This is a genomic window from Mesorhizobium sp. M7A.F.Ca.MR.362.00.0.0, assembly GCF_004023175.1.
Lineage (GTDB): Bacteria > Pseudomonadota > Alphaproteobacteria > Rhizobiales > Rhizobiaceae > Mesorhizobium.
The window spans coordinates 42,438-59,937 of record NZ_RZTF01000006.1 but is presented as its reverse complement, the minus strand read 5'-3'; the positions used below and the strand labels follow the sequence as shown (position 1 = coordinate 59,937).

Genomic DNA, 17,500 nt, shown 5'->3' with positions numbered 1-17,500 from the left:
CCATGATCGAACTGGCCAACGAAGGCATGACCATGCTCTGCGTCACCCACGAGATGGGGTTCGCCCGCCAGGTCGCCGACCGCGTCATCTTCATGGACCAGGGCGAGATCGTCGAGATGGGCGAGCCGGGCACCTTCTTCGACAATCCGAGGGAAGCCCGCAGCAAGGCGTTCCTCAGCCAGATCAGCCATTGAACATGGCGTGCGCCCTGTACTGAAGCGGCGACGGCAGATGCTGCCGGATACGAGGATTTGAACATCATGCGCGCCGTGGTTCTGCATGCCGAGAGAAGACCTGCGCGTCGAGGAAAGGGCCAGGCCCGAACCTGGCCCCTAACAGGTGCTGGTGCGGATCGCCAATGGCGGCATCTGCGGCTCCGACCTGCATTGTTACAACCATGGCGGCTTCGGGCCGGTCCGAGTGCGCGAGCCGATGATCCTCGATCACGAGATTTCCGGGCATGTCGCGGCGCTCGGCGCCGGTGTCGTGGGCGTGCAGTTGGGCGCGATGGTCGCCGTCAGTCCGTCGTCGCCCTGCGGCCCTTGCGGCTTCTGCCGCAGCGGCCAGCCGATCCACTGTTCCGACATGTGCTTCCTCGGCAGCGCGATGCGCACGCCGCTCGTGCAGGGCGGGTTTGCCGACTACATCGTCTGCGACGCCGCCAACGCCGTCGCCATGGCTGCCGGCGTCGACGCCGCGATCGGCCTCCTCCTCCTGCTTTCGGCGCGACTGGCGCGCGCGAAGTGGTGGTCACCGACATCCTCGACAAGCCGCTCGCCCTCGCCCCTTCGCTCGGCGCCGACCATACGGTCAACGTCGGGCGGTCGGGCCGGATGCGCTGGCCGGCTATGAGTCCAACAAGGGCTATTCGACGTCGTCTTCGAGGTCGCCGGCCAGTCGCGACCATCGCCCGGGCACTGCGCGCGACACAGCCGCGCAGCACCATCGTGCTCGTCGGCCAGGGCGCCGTCCCCGAACTGCCGATCTCGACCATCGTCGGCAAGGAACTGGTGCTGCGCGGCAGCTTCCGCTTCGCAGGCGCGTTTTCTCGCCGCCAAGCTCATTGGTTCGGGCCGGATCGACGTGGCGCCGCTGCTCAGCGCGACCATGCCGGTCACTGATGCCAATGACGCCTTCCTGCTGGCAGGCGACAAGAGCCGGGCGATCAAGGTACAGATCGCCTTCGCCTGAACGCAGTCGTCGCGCGGCGATCGCCTTCCGCCGCGCGACGCAGGCTGCCGCCACGTTCCGCGAGGTGGGGGGTGCCCAACGGATACTTTCCTTGGCCGGGCTCTCCGTTAGTTTCGATGGGAGGAAGACCCTCGATACGATGCGCCTCATAGCACGCACCGCGAAACCCGCCGGTGCTCCCCTTTTCCAAATTCGAAGAGAAGACCGCCATGTCCAGCAAGAAACCCGTAGCCATCGTCTTCGACACATTCGGATCCGTGGTGGACTGGCGCGGCAGCCTGGTCGCCGAAATGAAGGAACTCGGTGGCAAGCGCGGCGTCAACGGCGACTGGGCCGCCGTCGCCGACGCATGGCGCCACGGCTATCACCGGATGCTCGATGAAGTAACCACGGGCACGCGGGACTACGGCCTCCTCGACGACCTGCATCGCGAACTGCTCGACGAGGCCATGCGCGATGTTGGCGTCACCGGCTTCAGAGAGGACGACCTGCGCGACATCAACCTCGGCTGGCATCGCGTCAAGGCCTGGCCGGATGCCGTGGCGGGCCTGACGCGGCTGAAGACCAAATACATCGTCGGCTCGCTTTCGAACGGCAACGTGCGCCTGCTGGTCGACATGGCCAAGGGCGCGAACCTGCCGTGGGACGTGGTCTTCGGCTCCGACATGTTCTCACGCTTCAAGCCGCATCCCGACACCTACCTGGGCAGCGCCCGGCTGCTCAATCTCGAACCGGGCGAGGTCATGCTGGCGTCGGCGCACAATGGCGACCTCGCCAACGCGCGCAAGTACGGTTTGATGACCGGCTTCTTCCTGCGTCCCACCGAATTCGGCCCCAACCAGGCGATCGACCTTGCCGCCGAGGCGGATTGGGATGTCATCGCCGACGACATCGAGGACATGGCCACCAAGCTCGACACCTGACGGTGGCGGTCGCGCCATTGGCGCCGGCATTCTCCTTCTCGGTCGTCCTAGGCTCGCCCGCTTCCTACCTCATCCTGAGCTTGTCGAAGAACACTGTCCCGATTGCGAAGGCAGGGCGTGGTGACGACAAAGCGCGGCCATCCCTCCACCCGAATATCACCGTTTCCTCGCCGTTCGCGATGCCGACATGGTGAACAACGATTTGAGCCCTCTTGCCGGGGCGGCTAGGACTTCGGTTGGGGATTTGCCTTAGGACAGTGCTTCCAGGCAATATTTGTTCGGCTGCATGCTTCTATAATTCATCACCCCTATCACCGAATAGCTTCAGCAAACGAATTGGAGGTCTTCTTTCGCAGCAGGGAGGCAATGCCGGTACCCCAGGTACCGCATTCGCGAATGGCAGGAAGAGTTTGGAGGAGGAATTCAATGAAGAAATATATAGCGGCAGCTTTATTCTCGCTGTCCCTGGCATTTGCCGCGACGGCCCAGGAAGCCGCGCGACCGGACTTCATACCCGAGGCCGACTGGGGCAAGATCAAGGGTCTCATAGATCCGAGCCGTGTCCAGTGGCAGCCTTACAAGGGGATCGCCGTCAAGCAGGACGGGTCGCCCTACAAGGTGCTCTATTTGCCGGTGTGGATGGGCGACGACTACCAGGTCATCGCGCAGCATCTCCTGCAGACCCAGCTCGAGGAAGCCGGCGCGACCTTCACCACGAGCTCGGCCGAATTCGACGTGCCGACGCAGACGCGCCTGATGGAAGACGCCATCGCCACGCACGCCTACGACGCGATCGTGCTGCATCCCATCGACCCGACCTCCATGGCCACCACCATCGACAAGGCCATCGCATCCGGGATCGACGTCTACAACTGGGTGCTTCCGGCCAACACCGACAAGCTCACCGGCTTTGCCGGCTATGATGCCGACACGATGGAAGGCAACGGCCAGATCGGCGTGAAATTCTCCGAACTCGCCAAAACGGCGGGCGCTACCGCCGAGAAGCCTTATCGCGTGCTGGAGATCTGGGGCGCACGCGCCCTGCCGATCTGCCAGGCCCGTCACCACGGCGTCGGTCTGGGGCTGGCGGGAGATCCCGCCGTCGAGATCGTCGAATCGGTCGACACGTCCGGCCAGCCGGAGTCGGTGATCAAGGCTATCCAGGATGCCTTTGCCCGCTATCCCGACATCAAGGCCATCTATCCCCAGTTCGGCGATGCCGGCGCCATCACAGAGGGCCTGCGCTCCGTCGACCGTCTGGCGCCCGCCGGCGATCCGAACCACGTCGTCGTCATCCTCCAGGATATCGACAAGGCGATGCTGGCACCTTTGCGCGACGGCACCTTCGACTTCACGGTGTCGAACAACCCGTGGCACCAGATCGATGTCGTCGTGAAGCAGTTCCTCTGGCACACCGTGCTCAAGCAGCCGTTGGGCGACGGCGATGCCAATTCCGGAACGGTCAAGCTGCCGCGCCGGGTATTGCTGCCGATGCCGCTCCTGACGGGTGCGACGATCGACACGGATGCAGCGCATATGTGGGGCGGAACCGTCGCCTTCACCGACATGCCGCTCGGGAAGTGGAACTACTGGCCAGTCCTCGACACCAAGGAGATCGGCCTCCCCGTCCCGACGCTCGCCGACCGCAAGAGCCTCCTCGGCTATTGAGGCGCATCCGTTCGTCGCGCGGGTGGCTGCAATTCCACCGCGCGACAGACGCCGGGCGGTATCCAGGGAACAGGTGAGACACGCGTGGGTGACATCGTCCTGAGCATGGTGGGCATCACCAAGTCCTTCGGGAGCATCAAGATTCTGAGGGACGTGGCGCTCGAATTGCGCGCCGGCGAGGTCCACGCCCTTCTCGGCGAGAACGGCGCCGGCAAAAGCTCATTGATGAAGATCCTCATGGGCGTGCTGCGGCCCGACAGCGGCGAATACACGGTGCGCGGCAAGCAGGCCCAGTTTTCCAATCCATCCGAGGCGCAGCGCAACGGCGTCTCGATGGTCTATCAGGAGTTCGGCCTGGTCCAGTATCTGAGCGTCACCGAGAATATCCTTCTCGGCCGCCTGCCCGCCCGCTGGGGCAAGGTCGACTGGCCCAAGGCGCGCCAAGAGGCCGCACAGATCCTGCAGCGGCTGGGCAGCAGAGTGTCGCCCGATGCCACGGTTGGCGACCTGAAGGTGGCCGACCAGCAGGAAGTGGAGATCGCGCGCGCCCTCTCCTACGATCCGGCCGTCTTCATCATGGATGAGCCGTCCTCCGCCTTGTCGCGCGTCGAGATCGACAATCTCTATGGCCTCGTCAGGGTGCTCAAGCAGCGCGGCGTCGCCATCGTCTACATCTCGCACAAACTCGAAGAAGTCTTCGCGCTCGCCGACCGGGTGACGATCCTGCGCGACGGCGCCGTCGTCAAGAGCTGCGGCATCGCCGAAATCGACATGGCGACGCTGGTCGAGCGCATGACCGGCAAGCCGGTTGACAGCACATCAACGTTGCGGCAGGCGGCCGGACCGGGCGCCGGCAGGCTCCTCGAACTCTCCGGATTTTCCGCCGACGGCCTGTTCGAAGGAATCGACCTGACCATCGCGAAGGGCACCATCGTCGGCATCGCCGGCGTGATCGGCGCGGGCAAGAGCGAACTCGCGCGCGCCATCGTCGGTGCGCTGCCGGACGGAACCCGTGTAAAGGGCGGCCTTCACTTCGATGGCGTGGCGGTGAACGTCGCCACGATGACGCCGAGCAAGGCGCGCCGGCTCGGCATCGGCTTCGTCAGCGAGGATCGCCAGGCCGAAGGCATCGTCCAGGAGCACTCGGTCGGCTTCAACATCGTGCTGCCGGCACTGAGCCGAGTGACGACTGCGGGCGTGCTCGTCGGCCGCCGGGTGCGCGGCCTGGTGGCCCGAGTGATGGACGATGTGGGGCTGCGGCCGCGCGAACCGGGCAAGCTCGTGCGACTGCTCAGCGGCGGCAACCAGCAGAAGGTGGTCATCGGCAAGTGGATCGCCGCCGGTTCGAAGCTCCTCATTCTCGACGAGCCGACCCGGGGTATCGACGTCGGCGCCCGCCAGGAGATCTACGACGTCATCCGCAGTCAGGCGCGGGAGCGGGGCGTCGGCGTTTTGCTGCTGTCATCCGACATGCGCGAGATCATGGTGGCGTCGGACCGCATCCTGATCATGGCGCAGGGCCGGATCACACGCGAAGTCGCGCCCGATCGGGTCAGCGAGCGCGACTTGCTCGAAATGGTGCTCGTGCGCGGCGACAAGGGCGCCGATATCGCTGGCGTGCCGGAGGCGCACGGATGAAGAGCTTCCTGCGCAACGACAACGTGCTGCGCGCGCTCATGCTCGTGGCGCTGATCGTCGTGTTCGGCCTCTTAACCGGAGGCGTTACCTACAGTGCGCGCGGGCTGTCCAACATCCTGCTGCAGAGCTCCATCATCGGCATAGCCGCTATCGGCCAGACCTTTGTCATCCTGACGGGAGGCATCGACGTGTCGCTCTACGGCATCGGCGTCTTCGCAAGCGTACTTGGCGCTTCCACGCTGACCAGCCGCTTCGACCTCAACATGGTCGGCGGCGATCCTTGGCCAGTTCCCGTCGGTATCGCGATTATCCTGCTCGTCGGCATCGTGATGGGCGCCGTCAACGGCCTGCTGGTCGCGCGGCTGCGCGTGCCCGCGCTGATCGCGACGCTCGGCATGTGGCAGATCGGCCTGGGTCTCGCCCAACTCGTCGGCGGCGGCTACACGATCACCGATCTGCCTTCGAGCCTTAGCATGCTGGGACAGGGCTCGATCCGGGGCGTGCCCGTGCCGGTCATTGAGATGCTCCTGCTCTTCGCGCTGGCGCATTTCGTGCTCAGCCACACGTCCTTCGGCCGGGCCGTCTATGCCGTCGGCGGCAATTCCGCCAGCGCGTATCTCTCCGGCATCAAGGTCCGGCGCGTGCAGTTCCTCGTCTTCGTGATCTCGGGACTGATGGTCGCACTCGCCGCCCTGTCGATCGAATCGCGGATGATGTCGGTCTCGATCAGGACGCTGAGCGGGCTGCAGCTCGACAGCATCGCCGCTGTCGCGATCGGCGGCGTCAGCATCTATGGCGGCCGCGGCACCGTGCTCGGCGTGTTGTTAGGGACACTGATCCTCGCCGTCATCGACAGCGGCCTCGGCGCCATGGGCGCCAGCACCGACGTCCAGAACACGGTCAAGGGTGCGGTCATCATCCTGGCGGTGTCGATCGAATTCTTCCGCCGCCGCGAGCGGCCAACCCGCATCACGGCCTGACATGCAATTGCGGAGGCAACCAGAGTGATCGTCGACCAACTTCGGGAAGCGAATACCGGGCCGGGCCGCCGAGGCTTTGGCGTCGGCGTACTGACCAGCGACGACTTCGTGCGCCTGCTCATCCTCGCCGCCTTGATCGCGGGGTTCGCAATCGTCACGCGCGGCGCCACAATCGGCACCGAAAACCTCGCGAACGTGCTGATCCAGTCATCCATCCGAGGCATTGCCGCCTGCGGGCAGGCGTTCGTGGTGCTCACGGTAGGCCTCGATCTCTCGGTGAGCGGCATCGTGGCGGTGACGCTGATGGTCGGCGGCAGCCTCGTCACCACCAACCCGCAATTCAGCCTTCTCGGCGTCGCGATCTCTCCGCTTCTCGCCATCCCGGTGATGCTCTTCGTTGGCGTCGCGTTCGGCACCGCCAACGGTTTCCTCGTGGCACGGCTGCGGTTGCCATCCCTGATTGTGACGCTTGGCGTCTGGCAAATCGGCGTCGGGCTCGCCTATCAGGTGACCGGCAGTGGCTTCGTCGACAGCATCCCCTCGAGCATTGCCTTCATCGGCCAGGGCAGCCTGCTCTACGTGCCCAACCCGGTCATCCTGTTCTTCGCGATCGTGGCGCTCAGCTATTTCGTCCTGCACCGGACCGCTTTCGGGGCCGAAATCTACGCCGTTGGCGGCAATTCCCGATCGGCCTTCATCAGCGGCGTGCGCGTGGTGCGCGTGCGCATCATCGTGTTCGCCATTGCCGGCAGCTTCTATGCGATCGGCGCCGTAATCAGCATGTCGCGCTACATGAGCGCCACGATGGCGCAGACGACCGGCCTCGAACTATCGACGATCGCCGCGGTTGCCATCGGCGGCGTCAGCCTGTCGGGCGGCAAGGGCAGCATCGTCGGCGTGCTGCTCGGTACGCTGATCATCGGCGTCGTCGACAATGGGTTGAGCATCACTGGCGTCGGACCCGCCCAACAGGCGATCCTGAAAGGGGCCATCATCATCTTCGCAGTGATGCTCGACGGCTTTTCGCGACGCTGATGGCGCGCCCGGCTCGCCGCCGATCCGATCAGAACACCGCCCGCCAAACCTCGGGCACGAAGGCTTACGAGCGCCGTTCCTGAAATCGCGCTCTCATTCCGGGGTTCGCCTGTCCGGCATCCAGATCATGCGACCCTCCAGCAGGTTCTTAGTCCGCAGTCCAACCGCCGTCGATGATCATGGACGATCCCGTCATGAGAGAGGATGCATCGGACGCCAGGAAGACAACCGCCCCGGTTATGTCGTCGACATGACCGATGCGGCCAAGCTTTATCTTGGACAGCACCTCCGCCCTGAAGGCCTCATTCTTGAGAAAATTCTGAGCGAGCGGCGTTTCGACAAACGTCGGGCAGACGGTGTTGACACGGATCTTGTATGGAGCCAGATCTATTGCCGTAGCCTTGGTCATCCCCTCCATCGCCCATTTAGAGGCGCAGTAGACGCTGCGCGTCGCGGCACCGACATGGCCCATCTGCGACGACATGTTTATGATGCTGCCACTCACGCCTTGCTCTACCATGCGTCGCGCGACGATCTGCGCAACAAAGAAAGAAGCACGCAGATTGAGGCCCATGATATCATCGAAATCGGCCTGCGTTACATCAAGAAATGGGTTGGTGCGGTTCATCCCGGCATTGTTGACCAGCACATGAAATGCCGGGCTGTGTGAAACAGCTTCACTCACTGCCGAAACGTCCCGGATATCGAGAGCGATGGCTTCGGCTCGTCCGCCCGCGCGAGTGATATTGGCCGCGGCAGCCTCCACCTCGCTCAATGTGCGGGCGGCCAGAACAACCTCGGCACCAAAGTGGGCGAGCGCATGGGCGGCGGCCAGTCCCAGCCCCCGCCCAGCTCCCGTAATGAGCGCTCGTTTTCCGTCCAGCCTGAAATTTGGCGCGACTTGATTTTCCTCCATAAATCTCTCTCCATTTGTTTGAAATTGGGAATACGTATGCGCACGCATTTGCTAAATTAGTATCCTGGCGTTGATCAGTTCAGGCGGTTGCAGGACCAATGTTGGTAGAGCCGCGAATGATCAGTTCGCCGGGTATGCGAATAGCCGCTGGTGGAAAGTCTGCCGGATCAAACAGCAGGGAGAGCGACCGCCCCACCATCGCCTCGATCGGCTGGCGGAAGGTGGTGAGGTCGTATGCCGGCCAGGCGGCCGAGGGAATGTCATCGAAGCCCACGATGGAAACATCGCGCGGAACTTTCAACCCAAGCCCGAAGCGCGCGGCATCCAACGCGCCAAGCGCCATGACATCGGCGATACAGAAGATGGCGTCCGGGGGAGTCGGGCCGGACAGCAGATTGATCGCTGCCCTGTAACCCCCGCCATAGGTGTTTTCGCCGAATTGCTCGCCAATGATTTGGACTCCATGGCGGCGCAATTCATCCTGAAAGCCGGCGCTACGTTCACGGTGGGTCGACGTATCAGGGCGGCCCCCTATAAGGGCTATACGCCTATGCCCTGCGGCAACAAGAAGGGCGGCAACTTCCATAGAAGCGGACCTGTTCTCGCAGCACACTGAATTGATCGAAAAGTCGTCGACGGAGCGGTTGAACAGAACCACCCGGGTGTTCCTGTTGTGCAGGATGTCGCGCATTCGCGACGACAACACAGCTGACGTGACGATCAAACCGTCGATCTCGTACTGAAGCATCGATGGCAGCACGTCATCGACTTCGAAACCCTTGGGCACGGAAAGCAACAGGAGCTGCTTGCCCATGGCGTTGAGCTTCTGGGTGTAGATTTCCAGGACGGCCGGGTAGAACGGATTGAGGATATCGGCCATGATCAGGCCAACCATATTCGTCTTCTTCGTCTGCAGGCTTCGCGCGATCCCATTTGGCGTATAGCCCAAGCGCTCCGCCGTCTTGCGAATCTTTTTCTTTGTCTCCTCTGAAATCCTCCCGTCGCCGGCGAGTGCGCGAGACACTGTCGATTGCGATACGCCAGCCTCCCGCGCGACATCCACCGAAGTTGACCGTCTCATGCATTGAATCCTTGCGCAAATCAGCTTTTGCGCCTGTTATGCTGCCTTGCGCGCAGCAATAGCAAGACGATGCGCGAGATCAAACGCTGCTGTCAGGCCGGCGGGGTCGGCGCGATTTTGGCCGACAATGTCGTAGGCTGTTCCTTGCGAGGCGGTAACGATTGGCAGCGGCAATCCGCCAAGAACGGTCGAGGTGTTGGCGAAACCGAGTGTCTTCAGCGCGATCTGGCCCTGATCGTGGAACATGGTGATGATCAAGTCGAGCTTCTCCGGCCCCACACGCAGAAAGACGGTATCGGCCGGATAGAGGCCGGCGACATCGTATCCAAGCTCCTTTAGCCTTTCGATAGCGGGGAGGATAATCTCGATCTCCTCAGTGCCCATTGCGCCGCCTTCTCCCAAATGCGGGTTAAGGCCGGCAACGGCTATTCTCGCACGTTTGCCGCTTGATGATTCGACCGCCTTGGCGCCGGCCACCGTGGCCGCAATGATGGACTCCACGGAGATGTTGTCGGCCACGGCGCGAAGCGGGATATGCGAGGTTACGCGGGCCGTCCAGAGAGCCCCCTGGTTATTCATTTCGCAACAGAAGCCGGTAACCCCGAGGCGACTTGAGAAAAAATGCAGTTCGTCGATCGCCTTGTGACCGGCCAGCCACATCGCCTGTTTGTTGAGCGGACCATAGACAATCGCATCGAGCTGCCCTGCCCCGGCCGCGTCCGCTGCACTCTCCAGCGCCGCGAGCGTGGCAGTTCCGCCCTCCGCGCTCGCCACACCGGGTTTGTAGCCGTCTCGATCCAGCCCTGAAATCAGCGCCACGCCGCCACGCTCCGGAATCGATGAGACGCTATCGACGACCGGGATTTCAGCATAGAGACCAGCGATTCGCATTCCGTCGCGAAAGCTCCCTTTCCCACAAAAGACGGCAACGCGACGGTCACTCTGGCGCCCTTTTGCATTGACCAATTTGGCACAAAGTTCCGGACCGACACCGGATGGGTCTCCAGCGACGAGGCCGATTGTTGTCACAGACATTTCTCACTCCTGTTTGACAAACTCATTTCAAATGTCTAACAGAGTGCATACGTATGCTCAATCAAAAACGACAGAAGCCATTTCGTATGAACGCCTTTGCAATAGACTCCCTTGAAGCGCGCATCGGCGCGCAAACCACGGAAGCGAGACGACTTTCGGGCCAGATCGTCTGCGGCGGCGGCTTGAGAAAAGCGCTCACAACCGCGCAATTCGATATCGAGAACCCCGCCACCGAAGAGATCATCGGCTCCGCGCCACGCTGCGGCATAGAGGATGTCAATTCTGCGGTGGATGCGGCTTCCCTTGCGTTCCGGTCTTGGTCGGCAACGCCGGCGAGAGAGCGCGGCGCCCTGCTCATGCGGGCAGCCGATCATCTCGACGGCTTCCGTGAAGACATTGCCCGGCTCTCGTCGCTGGAGACTGGTAACGCACTTCCAACCCAATCGCGCAATGAAGCCGGCACCATGGTCGACATCCTGCGTTATTTCGGTGGCCTGGCTGGCGAGATCAACGGCCAGACCTATCCGCCCGATCCTGGCCGGCTGCTCTATACGCGACGCGAGGCGCTTGGTGTCGTTGGCGCGATCATTCCGTGGAATGCACCGCTGATGCAGCTTGCCAGCAAGATCGCCCCGGCACTCGCCGCGGGCAACACCGTCGTGCTAAAGCCGGCCGAGCAAGCACCCTTGGCAGTGCTTCGGGTGTTCGAACTGCTGCAGGCGGTTCTGCCACCCGGCGTCGCGAACGCAATCACCGGGCTCGGCGAGGAAGCAGGTCGCCTGCTTTGCCAACATCCGGCTGTACGCAAGATCAGCTTCACCGGATCGAGCGCGGTCGGCGCCATGATCATGCACTACGCCGCCGACAAGATCGTTCCAGTCACAGCCGAACTCGGCGGCAAGAATCCGAACATCGTCCTGGCCGATGCCAATATCGATCGCGCGGCGCGTGGCATTCTGCAGGGGCTTCGGCTTCAGCGTCAGGGCCAGTCGTGTTCCGCCGGTACGCGGATCTATATCCACGACGCCATTTATGATGCGGTGATCGAGCGCGTCCTGGCCGGCATTACGTCTTTTCGGGTTGGAAACCCGCTGGATGAAGCGACACAGGTGGGCTGTATCGTATCGCGCAAGCAGTTCGATCGTGTCGAACGCTACATCGAAATGGCGCGGCAGACGCCCGGCGCCCGTATCCTTTGCGGCGGCCAGCGTCCCGAAGGTCTGGACAAGGGTTACTACTACTCGACGACGCTGATCGAGGGCGTTCCCGCAAGCTCACCCGTTTGCCGCGACGAGATCTTCGGGCCGGTCGCGACTGTCTCACGCTTTACCGATTTCGAGACCGTGCTGCAGGAGGCCAACGATACGCCTTACGGCCTCGCGGCAACGATTTTCACGGAAAACCTCCCGGCGGCGTTTGACTTCGTGTCGCGCATCGACGCCGGCTTCGTGCAGGTCAACCAGTTTGCCGTCGCGGAAGCCAACATCGAATATGGGGGGACGAAAATGAGCGGCATGGGACGTGAGCTCTCGCTGGCAAGCATGGTCCAGCATTTCACCTGGTCGAAGACCGTCATCGTCAACACGTCGGCTGCCTGACCGGGAGAATGCTCAAGTGAAAACCGTCGCTTTCCTTGGACTTGGCAATATGGGTCAACCAATGACCCGCAATCTGGTCCAAGCTGGCTTTCCAGTCATTGGCTTCGACCCGTCTTCGGCCGCACAGGACGCGGCTGAGAAGCAGGGCGTGAAACGTGCCACCTCCGCCGCCGAGGCGGCCTCATCGGCCGATGTGGTTATCACCATGCTTCCGACCGGAGACAATGTCCGCGACGCCTATCTTGGAGCGTCGGGTGTCATCGCGGCATCCCGCAAGGGTGCGCTCTTGATGGATAGCAGCACGATTTCATCGACCGTCACCGTGGAAATCGCCGCTGCCGCCCGCGCCGCCGGCCGGCGCATGATCGATGCACCGGTTTCAGGCGGGACGCCGCGCGCCCATTCCGGCACTTTGACTTTCATGGTCGGCGGCGAGGCCACGGATGTCGAGCATGCCCGCCCTCTGCTGGAAGCAATGGGACAGCGCATCTATCATGTCGGGGCTTCGGGAGCGGGCCACACGGCGAAGCTCTGCAACAACATTCTGTCCGGAATATGCATGGCGGGAACTGTCGAGGCGCTGGCACTCGGTGTCGCCAATGGTCTCGACCCAGCAATCCTCAGCGATGTGATGCGCAACTCCTCGGGCAACAACTACGCGCTCGAGCGCTATCACCCATTCCCGGGCCTGATGGAGAATGTGCCCTCTGCCAACGGTTTTGCCGGCGGTTTCCGCTCGGATTTCCAGTTGAAGGACATGCGGCTCGCCAAGGAACTGGCGAACAGCTCGAAAGTCCTGGCAGCGATGGGAAATCTGGCAACAGAGCTCTTCGCCATCCATTGCCAGAATGGACATGCCGGCGAGGACTATTCGAGCATCATCAAACTGGCGCTCGATCTCGACAGCTACTTCGAAGGCAGGACGACGGAAGGGGCGACCAAGTGATCCGCAAACTCAAAGAGGGGCGCGATCCGAGCGCCGTGGCAGCCGATCAGGCCACCGTCAGAGCCACTGTAGAGGGCATCATCGCAGATGTCCGTGCGCGTGGTGATGTTGCGGTGCGCGAGCTTTCGATCCGCTTCGACAAATGGGACCGCAAGGATTTTCGCCTTACCGATGCGGAAATACGCGCCTGCCTTGCGGAACTGTCCGAACAGAACCTGAGCGACATCCGCTTCGCGCAGGAACAGGTTCGCAACTTCGCGCAGCATCAGCGCGAAGCGTTGCGCGATATCGAGATCGAAACCCTGCCGGGCGTTGTTCTTGGGCACAAGAACATCCCCGTTCAGTCCGTCGGCTGCTATGTGCCAGGCGGAAAATATCCATTGCTGGCCTCGGCCCATATGTCGGTCATCACGGCCAAGGTTGCCGGCGTGCCGCGCATCTTCACGGCTGCGCCGCCTTACGAGGGGCGCCCTGCCGCGGCGATCGTTGCGGCCCAGCACCTGGCAGGCGCGGATGAAATCTACTGTCTCGGCGGTGTGCAGGCCGTAGCCGCCATGGCACTGGGTACACAAAGCATCCAGTCCGTTGCCATGCTGGTCGGTCCAGGCAACGCCTTTGTGGCGGAAGCCAAGCGCCAGCTCTATGGGCAGGTCGGCATCGATCTCTTCGCCGGTCCGACGGAAACCCTGGTCATTGCCGATGACAGCGTCGACGCCGAGCTATGCGCGACCGATCTTCTCGGCCAAGCCGAGCATGGTCCCAACTCACCGGCAGTCTTGCTGACCAATTCAGAGGCCCTCGCCAAAGCCACGATCGCAGAGGTCGAAAGGCTGCTGACCATCTTGCCGACTGCCGTCGTCGCCCGTCGCGCATGGGAGGATTACGGCCAGGTGATCCTGTGTTCGACAGAGGACGAAATGGTCGGTGAAGCAAACCGCATCGCATCGGAACATGTGCAGGTCATGACACGCGATCCGGATATCTTCCTCGAGCGGATGACGAACTACGGGGCGCTGTTTCTCGGGCCGCGAACCAATGTCGCCTATGGCGACAAGGTGATTGGAACCAACCACACGCTGCCGACGGCGGGAGCCGCCCGCTACACCGGCGGCCTTTGGGTCGGCAAGTTCCTGAAGACCGTTACCTATCAACGCGTCCTGACCGATGAGGCCTCGGCAATGATCGGCGAATACTGTTCGCGCCTTTGCATACTTGAAGGGTTCGCCGGCCATGCGGAGCAGGCAAACGTTCGTGTCCGTCGCTATGGCGGGCGCAACGTCCCCTATGCGGCCGCCGCTGAATAAATCGCGGCGACGACTGCGGATGCCGGAAGAGGAGCTGGCATCCAATCTGAGACGGGTCATCCCGAGACGGAGAGGAGACAGACGTGACTGATATGCCGATGGTGGATGCTCACGTCCACTTCTGGAATCCCGAGCAGAACTATTATCCGTGGCTCAACGATCGGCCGCTGATCCCATTCCGCTATGGCGACTACTCCTCGATATGCCGGCCGTATCTGCCGGCCGACTACAAGCGGGACGCTGCCGGCCACCACGTTGTCAAGACGGTCTATATCGAAGCCGAGTGGGATCCGAGTGATCCAATCGGCGAGATGGAGTATATCGCCTCCCTTCGTCGTGAGACGGGGTGGCCTAACGTCGCTGTCGGCCAGGCATGGCTCGACCGGGACGACCGCGCCCGGGTGCTGGAGCGGCTGGCCGGTTTCGACTTCGTACGCGGCCTGCGTCACAAGCCGAAATCCAATCCCAAGCCCGGCTCAGCCGCTCCAGGCAGCATGGTCGACCCGCATTGGGTCATAGGTTTCGCCATGCTGTCCAGCTATGGTTTGCGGTTCGATCTGCAGACACCATGGTGGCATCTGCACGAGGCGAGCACGCTCGCCGACCGCTTCCCGCAGACGCAGATCATCCTGCTGCATTCAGGGCTGCCGGCCGATCGCAGTGCCGAGGGGATTGCCGGCTGGAAGGCGGCAATGACCGAATTCGCCAAGCGGCCGAACGTGGCGGTGAAGATCTCCGGCATCGGCCTGCCTGGCCAGCCATGGACGGTCGCCAACAACCGCGACATCGTGAGGTCGATCATCGAGATTTACGGCGTCGATCGCTGCATGTTCGGGAGCAATTTCCCGGTCGACAGTGTGTGCGGCACGCTCGATAAGATCTTTGGTGGCTACAAGGAGATCACGGCGGATCTCGGACCCGAAGCGCAAAAGCGCCTGTTCCACGACAATGCGGTCCAATTCTATGACATCCGGTAAGCCGCGCCTTGCCTATATCGGCGTCGGCCTGATGGGCGGACCCATGGCCGCGCGCCTTGCAGGGCTTGGCTACAAGCTACGAGTCTTCGACGCGGATGCCGGCCGGCACGCTGCGGCTATGGCTTCGGGTGCAGTTGGCGCTGCGTCGGCAAAAGACTGTGTCGACGACGCGGATTTCGTGCTCCTCAACCTGCCGTCGCAGGCGGCAGTCGAAACCGTGGTGTTTGGCCAAGCGGGCCTGTCGGATGCTCTGCTGCCACCGCAGATCGTGGTGGATTTCTCAACCGTGTCCCCGGATTTCTGCCGGTCCATCGGTTCGCGCGTCCAAGCGGCCACGGGATGCGAATGGATCGACGCTCCGGTTTCGGGTGGTCCCTCGGCGGCAGGCGAAGGCAATCTGACGATCATGGCCGGCGGCTCGGATTGGGCGATCGCACGCATCCGTTCCTTGATCCAGGACGTCGGCAGGCAGTTCACCCATGTCGGACAGACAGGCATGGGTTCGGTTGCCAAGATGATCGCGCAGCTCGTGGTCGGCACGAATTATGCTGTTCTGGCCGAAGCCGTCCGCCTCGCTGAAGCGGCAGGAATGGATGCTGCGCTGCTGCCCGAATGCGTGAAATACGGCCATGCCGACGGCGTTCTGATGCAACAGCTCTATCCACGTATCGCCGCACATGATTTCGCGCCGCGGGCCTATGCGCGTCAGCTGCTGAAAGACCTCGACATGGTGCAGGAGCTCGCCCGTAGTTCGGGCACGGCAACCCCAATGTCCGGCCAAGCCGCCCAGCTCTTTCGTCTGCTTATCACCGCCGGCCACGGCGAAATCGACGGCACCGGCATCTATCGCCTCTACGAAGGCGCGCCGTCACATCTTACAGCGATCGGGGAGAGCGCGCGTGCCCAGTAATTCTTACGGATTCATCGGTCTCGGTGCGATGGGCATGCCCATGGTCAGCAAGGCTCTGGCAGCTCAGCTCGACGTCCACATTTTCGATACCAACGCTGCGGCCGTCGACGTCCTTGTCGCGCAGGGAGCAAAGCGGCAAGACAGCGCCGCCGCGGTCGCCAATGCGGTCGAGACGGTCTTCGTCAGCCTGCCAAACGCACCGATCGTCGAGGCCGTCGCGCTGGGTGAGGCCGGCCTTATCCAAGGCAAACGCATCAAGCACTATATCGATCTCTCGACCACCGGCCCGACTATGGCGCGCAAGGTCGGTGATGCGATGGCGGAACGCGGCGTATCTGTGCTGGATGCGCCCGTCAGCGGCGGACCAATCGGCGTCCGCAACGAGACGCTGGCGGTCATGGCGTCGGGGTCGGAGCAGACACTGGAACGGGCACGACCGTTCCTGGCGACATTTGCAAAGACTTTTGTCCATCTCGGCCCGGACGTCGGCAAGGCACAGATCCTCAAGCTCGCCAATAATCTTCTCACCGCAACCAACATGGTGATCGTCGGCGAAGCGCTAGCATTCGCCGAAAAGGGCGGTATCGAGCCCGAGGATCTGTTCCGGATCATCAATGCCGGCTCAGGCCGGTCTTGGGTGTCGGAGATCGCCTATCCAAAGCATGTGGTGACACGCCGCTACGACCAGAATTTTCGCACCGAGCTCATGCACAAGGACGTGACGCTTTGCATGCAGGAAGCCGAGCGTATGGGCGTGCCAATGTGGCTCGGGGCCAACGTCCGCCAGTTCTGGCAGTTCGCCATGACGCAAGGCATGGCGAACGCCGATTGCTCGCGCATCGCGGCCCTCATCGAGGGTTGGGCGGGCGTGGAAATCGAAGACGCGGCCGAGGCTGCCGAATGAATGAACATGGGGAGGACTACGCCGTGATGCTGAAGGACAAGACCGCCATCATTACAGGCGCGGCGTCGCCGCGCGGCATTGGCAAGGCCACGGCCCGGCGGTTTGCCGCGCAGGGATGCCGTGTGGCAATCTTCGACCTCGACGAAGAAGCCGCCATGAATGCAGCGCGCGACATCGGCCCCGAACACATCGGCGTCGTCTGCGATGTCCGGGATCCTGCTTTTTGCCGCAAGGCAGTTGGTGACGTCATGGCCCGCTTCGGACATGTTGACATCCTGGTCAACAATGCCGGCATCAGCCAACCAGACCGGCTGATGGATATCACCCAGGAGAATTTCGACCTGGTCATCGATTCCAGCCTACGTGGCAGCCTGAACATGGCCCAGGCTACCGT

17 protein-coding genes and 1 pseudogene (1 of these 18 running past the window's edge) are annotated in these 17,500 nt (G+C 62.6%); 15 read left to right on the top strand and 3 right to left on the bottom strand.

What is annotated here, in order from left to right; all coding sequences use genetic code 11:
• The 8 genes and pseudogenes from EOC06_RS01875 to EOC06_RS01845 form a co-directional block, all read left to right on the top strand.
• Positions 1-194 (top strand): annotated as a pseudogene (locus EOC06_RS01875) (amino acid ABC transporter ATP-binding protein); the annotation flags it as partial.
• 145 nt (positions 195-339) lie between these two features.
• Positions 340-852, top strand: coding sequence for an alcohol dehydrogenase catalytic domain-containing protein (locus tag EOC06_RS44970; RefSeq protein WP_245466209.1), 513 nt, complete (start codon positions 340-342; stop codon positions 850-852).
• The gene (locus EOC06_RS45070) at positions 744-1,121 is read left to right on the top strand and encodes a hypothetical protein (protein WP_368773581.1); all 378 of its coding nucleotides are present in this window, start codon (positions 744-746) and stop codon (positions 1,119-1,121) included. Before EOC06_RS44970 ends, EOC06_RS45070 begins: the two co-directional genes overlap by 109 nt.
• 279 nt (positions 1,122-1,400) lie before the next feature.
• Positions 1,401-2,114: an HAD-IA family hydrolase gene (locus EOC06_RS01865; protein ID WP_024504868.1), complete on the top strand. Its 714-nt coding sequence runs from the start codon at positions 1,401-1,403 to the stop codon at positions 2,112-2,114.
• A 426-nt stretch (positions 2,115-2,540) separates the two neighbouring features.
• The gene (locus EOC06_RS01860) at positions 2,541-3,782 is read left to right on the top strand and encodes a sugar ABC transporter substrate-binding protein (RefSeq protein ID WP_024504867.1); all 1,242 of its coding nucleotides are present in this window, start codon (positions 2,541-2,543) and stop codon (positions 3,780-3,782) included.
• Positions 3,783-3,866: 84 nt separating this feature from the next.
• Complete coding sequence (locus tag EOC06_RS01855) at positions 3,867-5,420, top strand: sugar ABC transporter ATP-binding protein (protein WP_024504866.1); 1,554 nt, start codon at positions 3,867-3,869, stop codon at positions 5,418-5,420.
• On the top strand, positions 5,417-6,400 hold the full coding sequence (locus tag EOC06_RS01850) for an ABC transporter permease (protein WP_024504865.1): 984 nt from the start codon (positions 5,417-5,419) through the stop codon (positions 6,398-6,400). The genes EOC06_RS01855 and EOC06_RS01850 overlap by 4 nt, the downstream gene beginning before the upstream one ends.
• Positions 6,401-6,424: 24 nt before the next feature.
• Entirely contained in the window at positions 6,425-7,435 is a 1,011-nt protein-coding gene (locus tag EOC06_RS01845) for an ABC transporter permease (RefSeq protein WP_164898429.1), read from the top strand.
• Between the two features lie 148 nt (positions 7,436-7,583).
• Here EOC06_RS01845 and EOC06_RS01840 read toward each other — a convergent pair whose 3' ends face one another.
• From EOC06_RS01840 to EOC06_RS01830, 3 genes are all read right to left on the bottom strand, one after another.
• Positions 7,584-8,351, bottom strand: a complete 768-nt coding sequence (locus tag EOC06_RS01840; RefSeq protein ID WP_128306940.1) for an SDR family NAD(P)-dependent oxidoreductase — start codon at positions 8,349-8,351, stop codon at positions 7,584-7,586.
• Positions 8,352-8,430: 79 nt separating this feature from the next.
• A complete protein-coding gene (locus EOC06_RS01835; protein WP_024505477.1) occupies positions 8,431-9,432 on the bottom strand; it encodes a LacI family DNA-binding transcriptional regulator in 1,002 nt (333 codons plus the stop codon).
• 36 nt (positions 9,433-9,468) lie between these two features.
• Positions 9,469-10,467 (bottom strand): 4-hydroxythreonine-4-phosphate dehydrogenase PdxA, encoded by a 999-nt coding sequence (locus EOC06_RS01830; protein ID WP_128306939.1) that lies wholly within the window; start codon positions 10,465-10,467, stop codon positions 9,469-9,471.
• Between the two features lie 86 nt (positions 10,468-10,553).
• Between EOC06_RS01830 and EOC06_RS01825 the strand changes: the two genes are divergently transcribed.
• From EOC06_RS01825 to EOC06_RS01795, 7 genes are all read left to right on the top strand, one after another.
• On the top strand, positions 10,554-12,065 hold the full coding sequence (locus tag EOC06_RS01825; RefSeq protein WP_128306938.1) for an aldehyde dehydrogenase family protein: 1,512 nt from the start codon (positions 10,554-10,556) through the stop codon (positions 12,063-12,065).
• Positions 11,989-13,011, top strand: coding sequence for a 3-hydroxyisobutyrate dehydrogenase (mmsB, locus tag EOC06_RS01820; protein WP_306462312.1), 1,023 nt, complete (start codon positions 11,989-11,991; stop codon positions 13,009-13,011). Before EOC06_RS01825 ends, mmsB begins: the two co-directional genes overlap by 77 nt.
• The gene (hisD, locus tag EOC06_RS01815) at positions 13,008-14,315 is read left to right on the top strand and encodes a histidinol dehydrogenase (RefSeq protein ID WP_128306937.1); all 1,308 of its coding nucleotides are present in this window, start codon (positions 13,008-13,010) and stop codon (positions 14,313-14,315) included. The genes mmsB and hisD overlap by 4 nt, the downstream gene beginning before the upstream one ends.
• A 92-nt stretch (positions 14,316-14,407) precedes the next feature.
• Positions 14,408-15,292, top strand: a complete 885-nt coding sequence (locus tag EOC06_RS01810) for an amidohydrolase (protein ID WP_128306946.1) — start codon at positions 14,408-14,410, stop codon at positions 15,290-15,292.
• On the top strand, positions 15,279-16,202 hold the full coding sequence (locus tag EOC06_RS01805; RefSeq protein ID WP_164898428.1) for an NAD(P)-dependent oxidoreductase: 924 nt from the start codon (positions 15,279-15,281) through the stop codon (positions 16,200-16,202). The genes EOC06_RS01810 and EOC06_RS01805 overlap by 14 nt, the downstream gene beginning before the upstream one ends.
• A complete protein-coding gene (locus EOC06_RS01800) occupies positions 16,192-17,106 on the top strand; it encodes an NAD(P)-dependent oxidoreductase (RefSeq protein WP_128306935.1) in 915 nt (304 codons plus the stop codon). The genes EOC06_RS01805 and EOC06_RS01800 overlap by 11 nt, the downstream gene beginning before the upstream one ends.
• Positions 17,103-17,500, top strand: the 5' portion of a protein-coding gene (locus EOC06_RS01795; protein ID WP_368773580.1) for an SDR family NAD(P)-dependent oxidoreductase. 397 nt of this gene lie beyond the right edge of the window; the window shows 398 of its 795 coding nt (coding positions 1-398); it begins with the start codon at positions 17,103-17,105; the stop codon falls past the right edge of the window. The genes EOC06_RS01800 and EOC06_RS01795 overlap by 4 nt, the downstream gene beginning before the upstream one ends.

Bases quoted from the DNA above. Each gene is read 5' to 3' on its own strand.
- EOC06_RS01860 (WP_024504867.1), top strand. From the start codon at position 2,541: ATGAAGAAATATATAGCGGCAGCTTTATTCTCGCTGTCCCTGGCATTT.
- EOC06_RS01810 (WP_128306946.1), top strand. From the start codon at position 14,408: ATGCCGATGGTGGATGCTCACGTCCACTTCTGGAATCCCGAGCAGAAC.
- EOC06_RS01840 (WP_128306940.1), bottom strand. From the start codon at position 8,351: ATGGAGGAAAATCAAGTCGCGCCAAATTTCAGGCTGGACGGAAAACGA.
- EOC06_RS01865 (WP_024504868.1), top strand. From the start codon at position 1,401: ATGTCCAGCAAGAAACCCGTAGCCATCGTCTTCGACACATTCGGATCC.
- EOC06_RS01830 (WP_128306939.1), bottom strand. From the start codon at position 10,467: ATGTCTGTGACAACAATCGGCCTCGTCGCTGGAGACCCATCCGGTGTC.
- EOC06_RS01835 (WP_024505477.1), bottom strand. From the start codon at position 9,432: ATGAGACGGTCAACTTCGGTGGATGTCGCGCGGGAGGCTGGCGTATCG.
- EOC06_RS01805 (WP_164898428.1), top strand. From the start codon at position 15,279: ATGACATCCGGTAAGCCGCGCCTTGCCTATATCGGCGTCGGCCTGATG.
- EOC06_RS01850 (WP_024504865.1), top strand. From the start codon at position 5,417: ATGAAGAGCTTCCTGCGCAACGACAACGTGCTGCGCGCGCTCATGCTC.
- EOC06_RS01825 (WP_128306938.1), top strand. From the start codon at position 10,554: ATGAACGCCTTTGCAATAGACTCCCTTGAAGCGCGCATCGGCGCGCAA.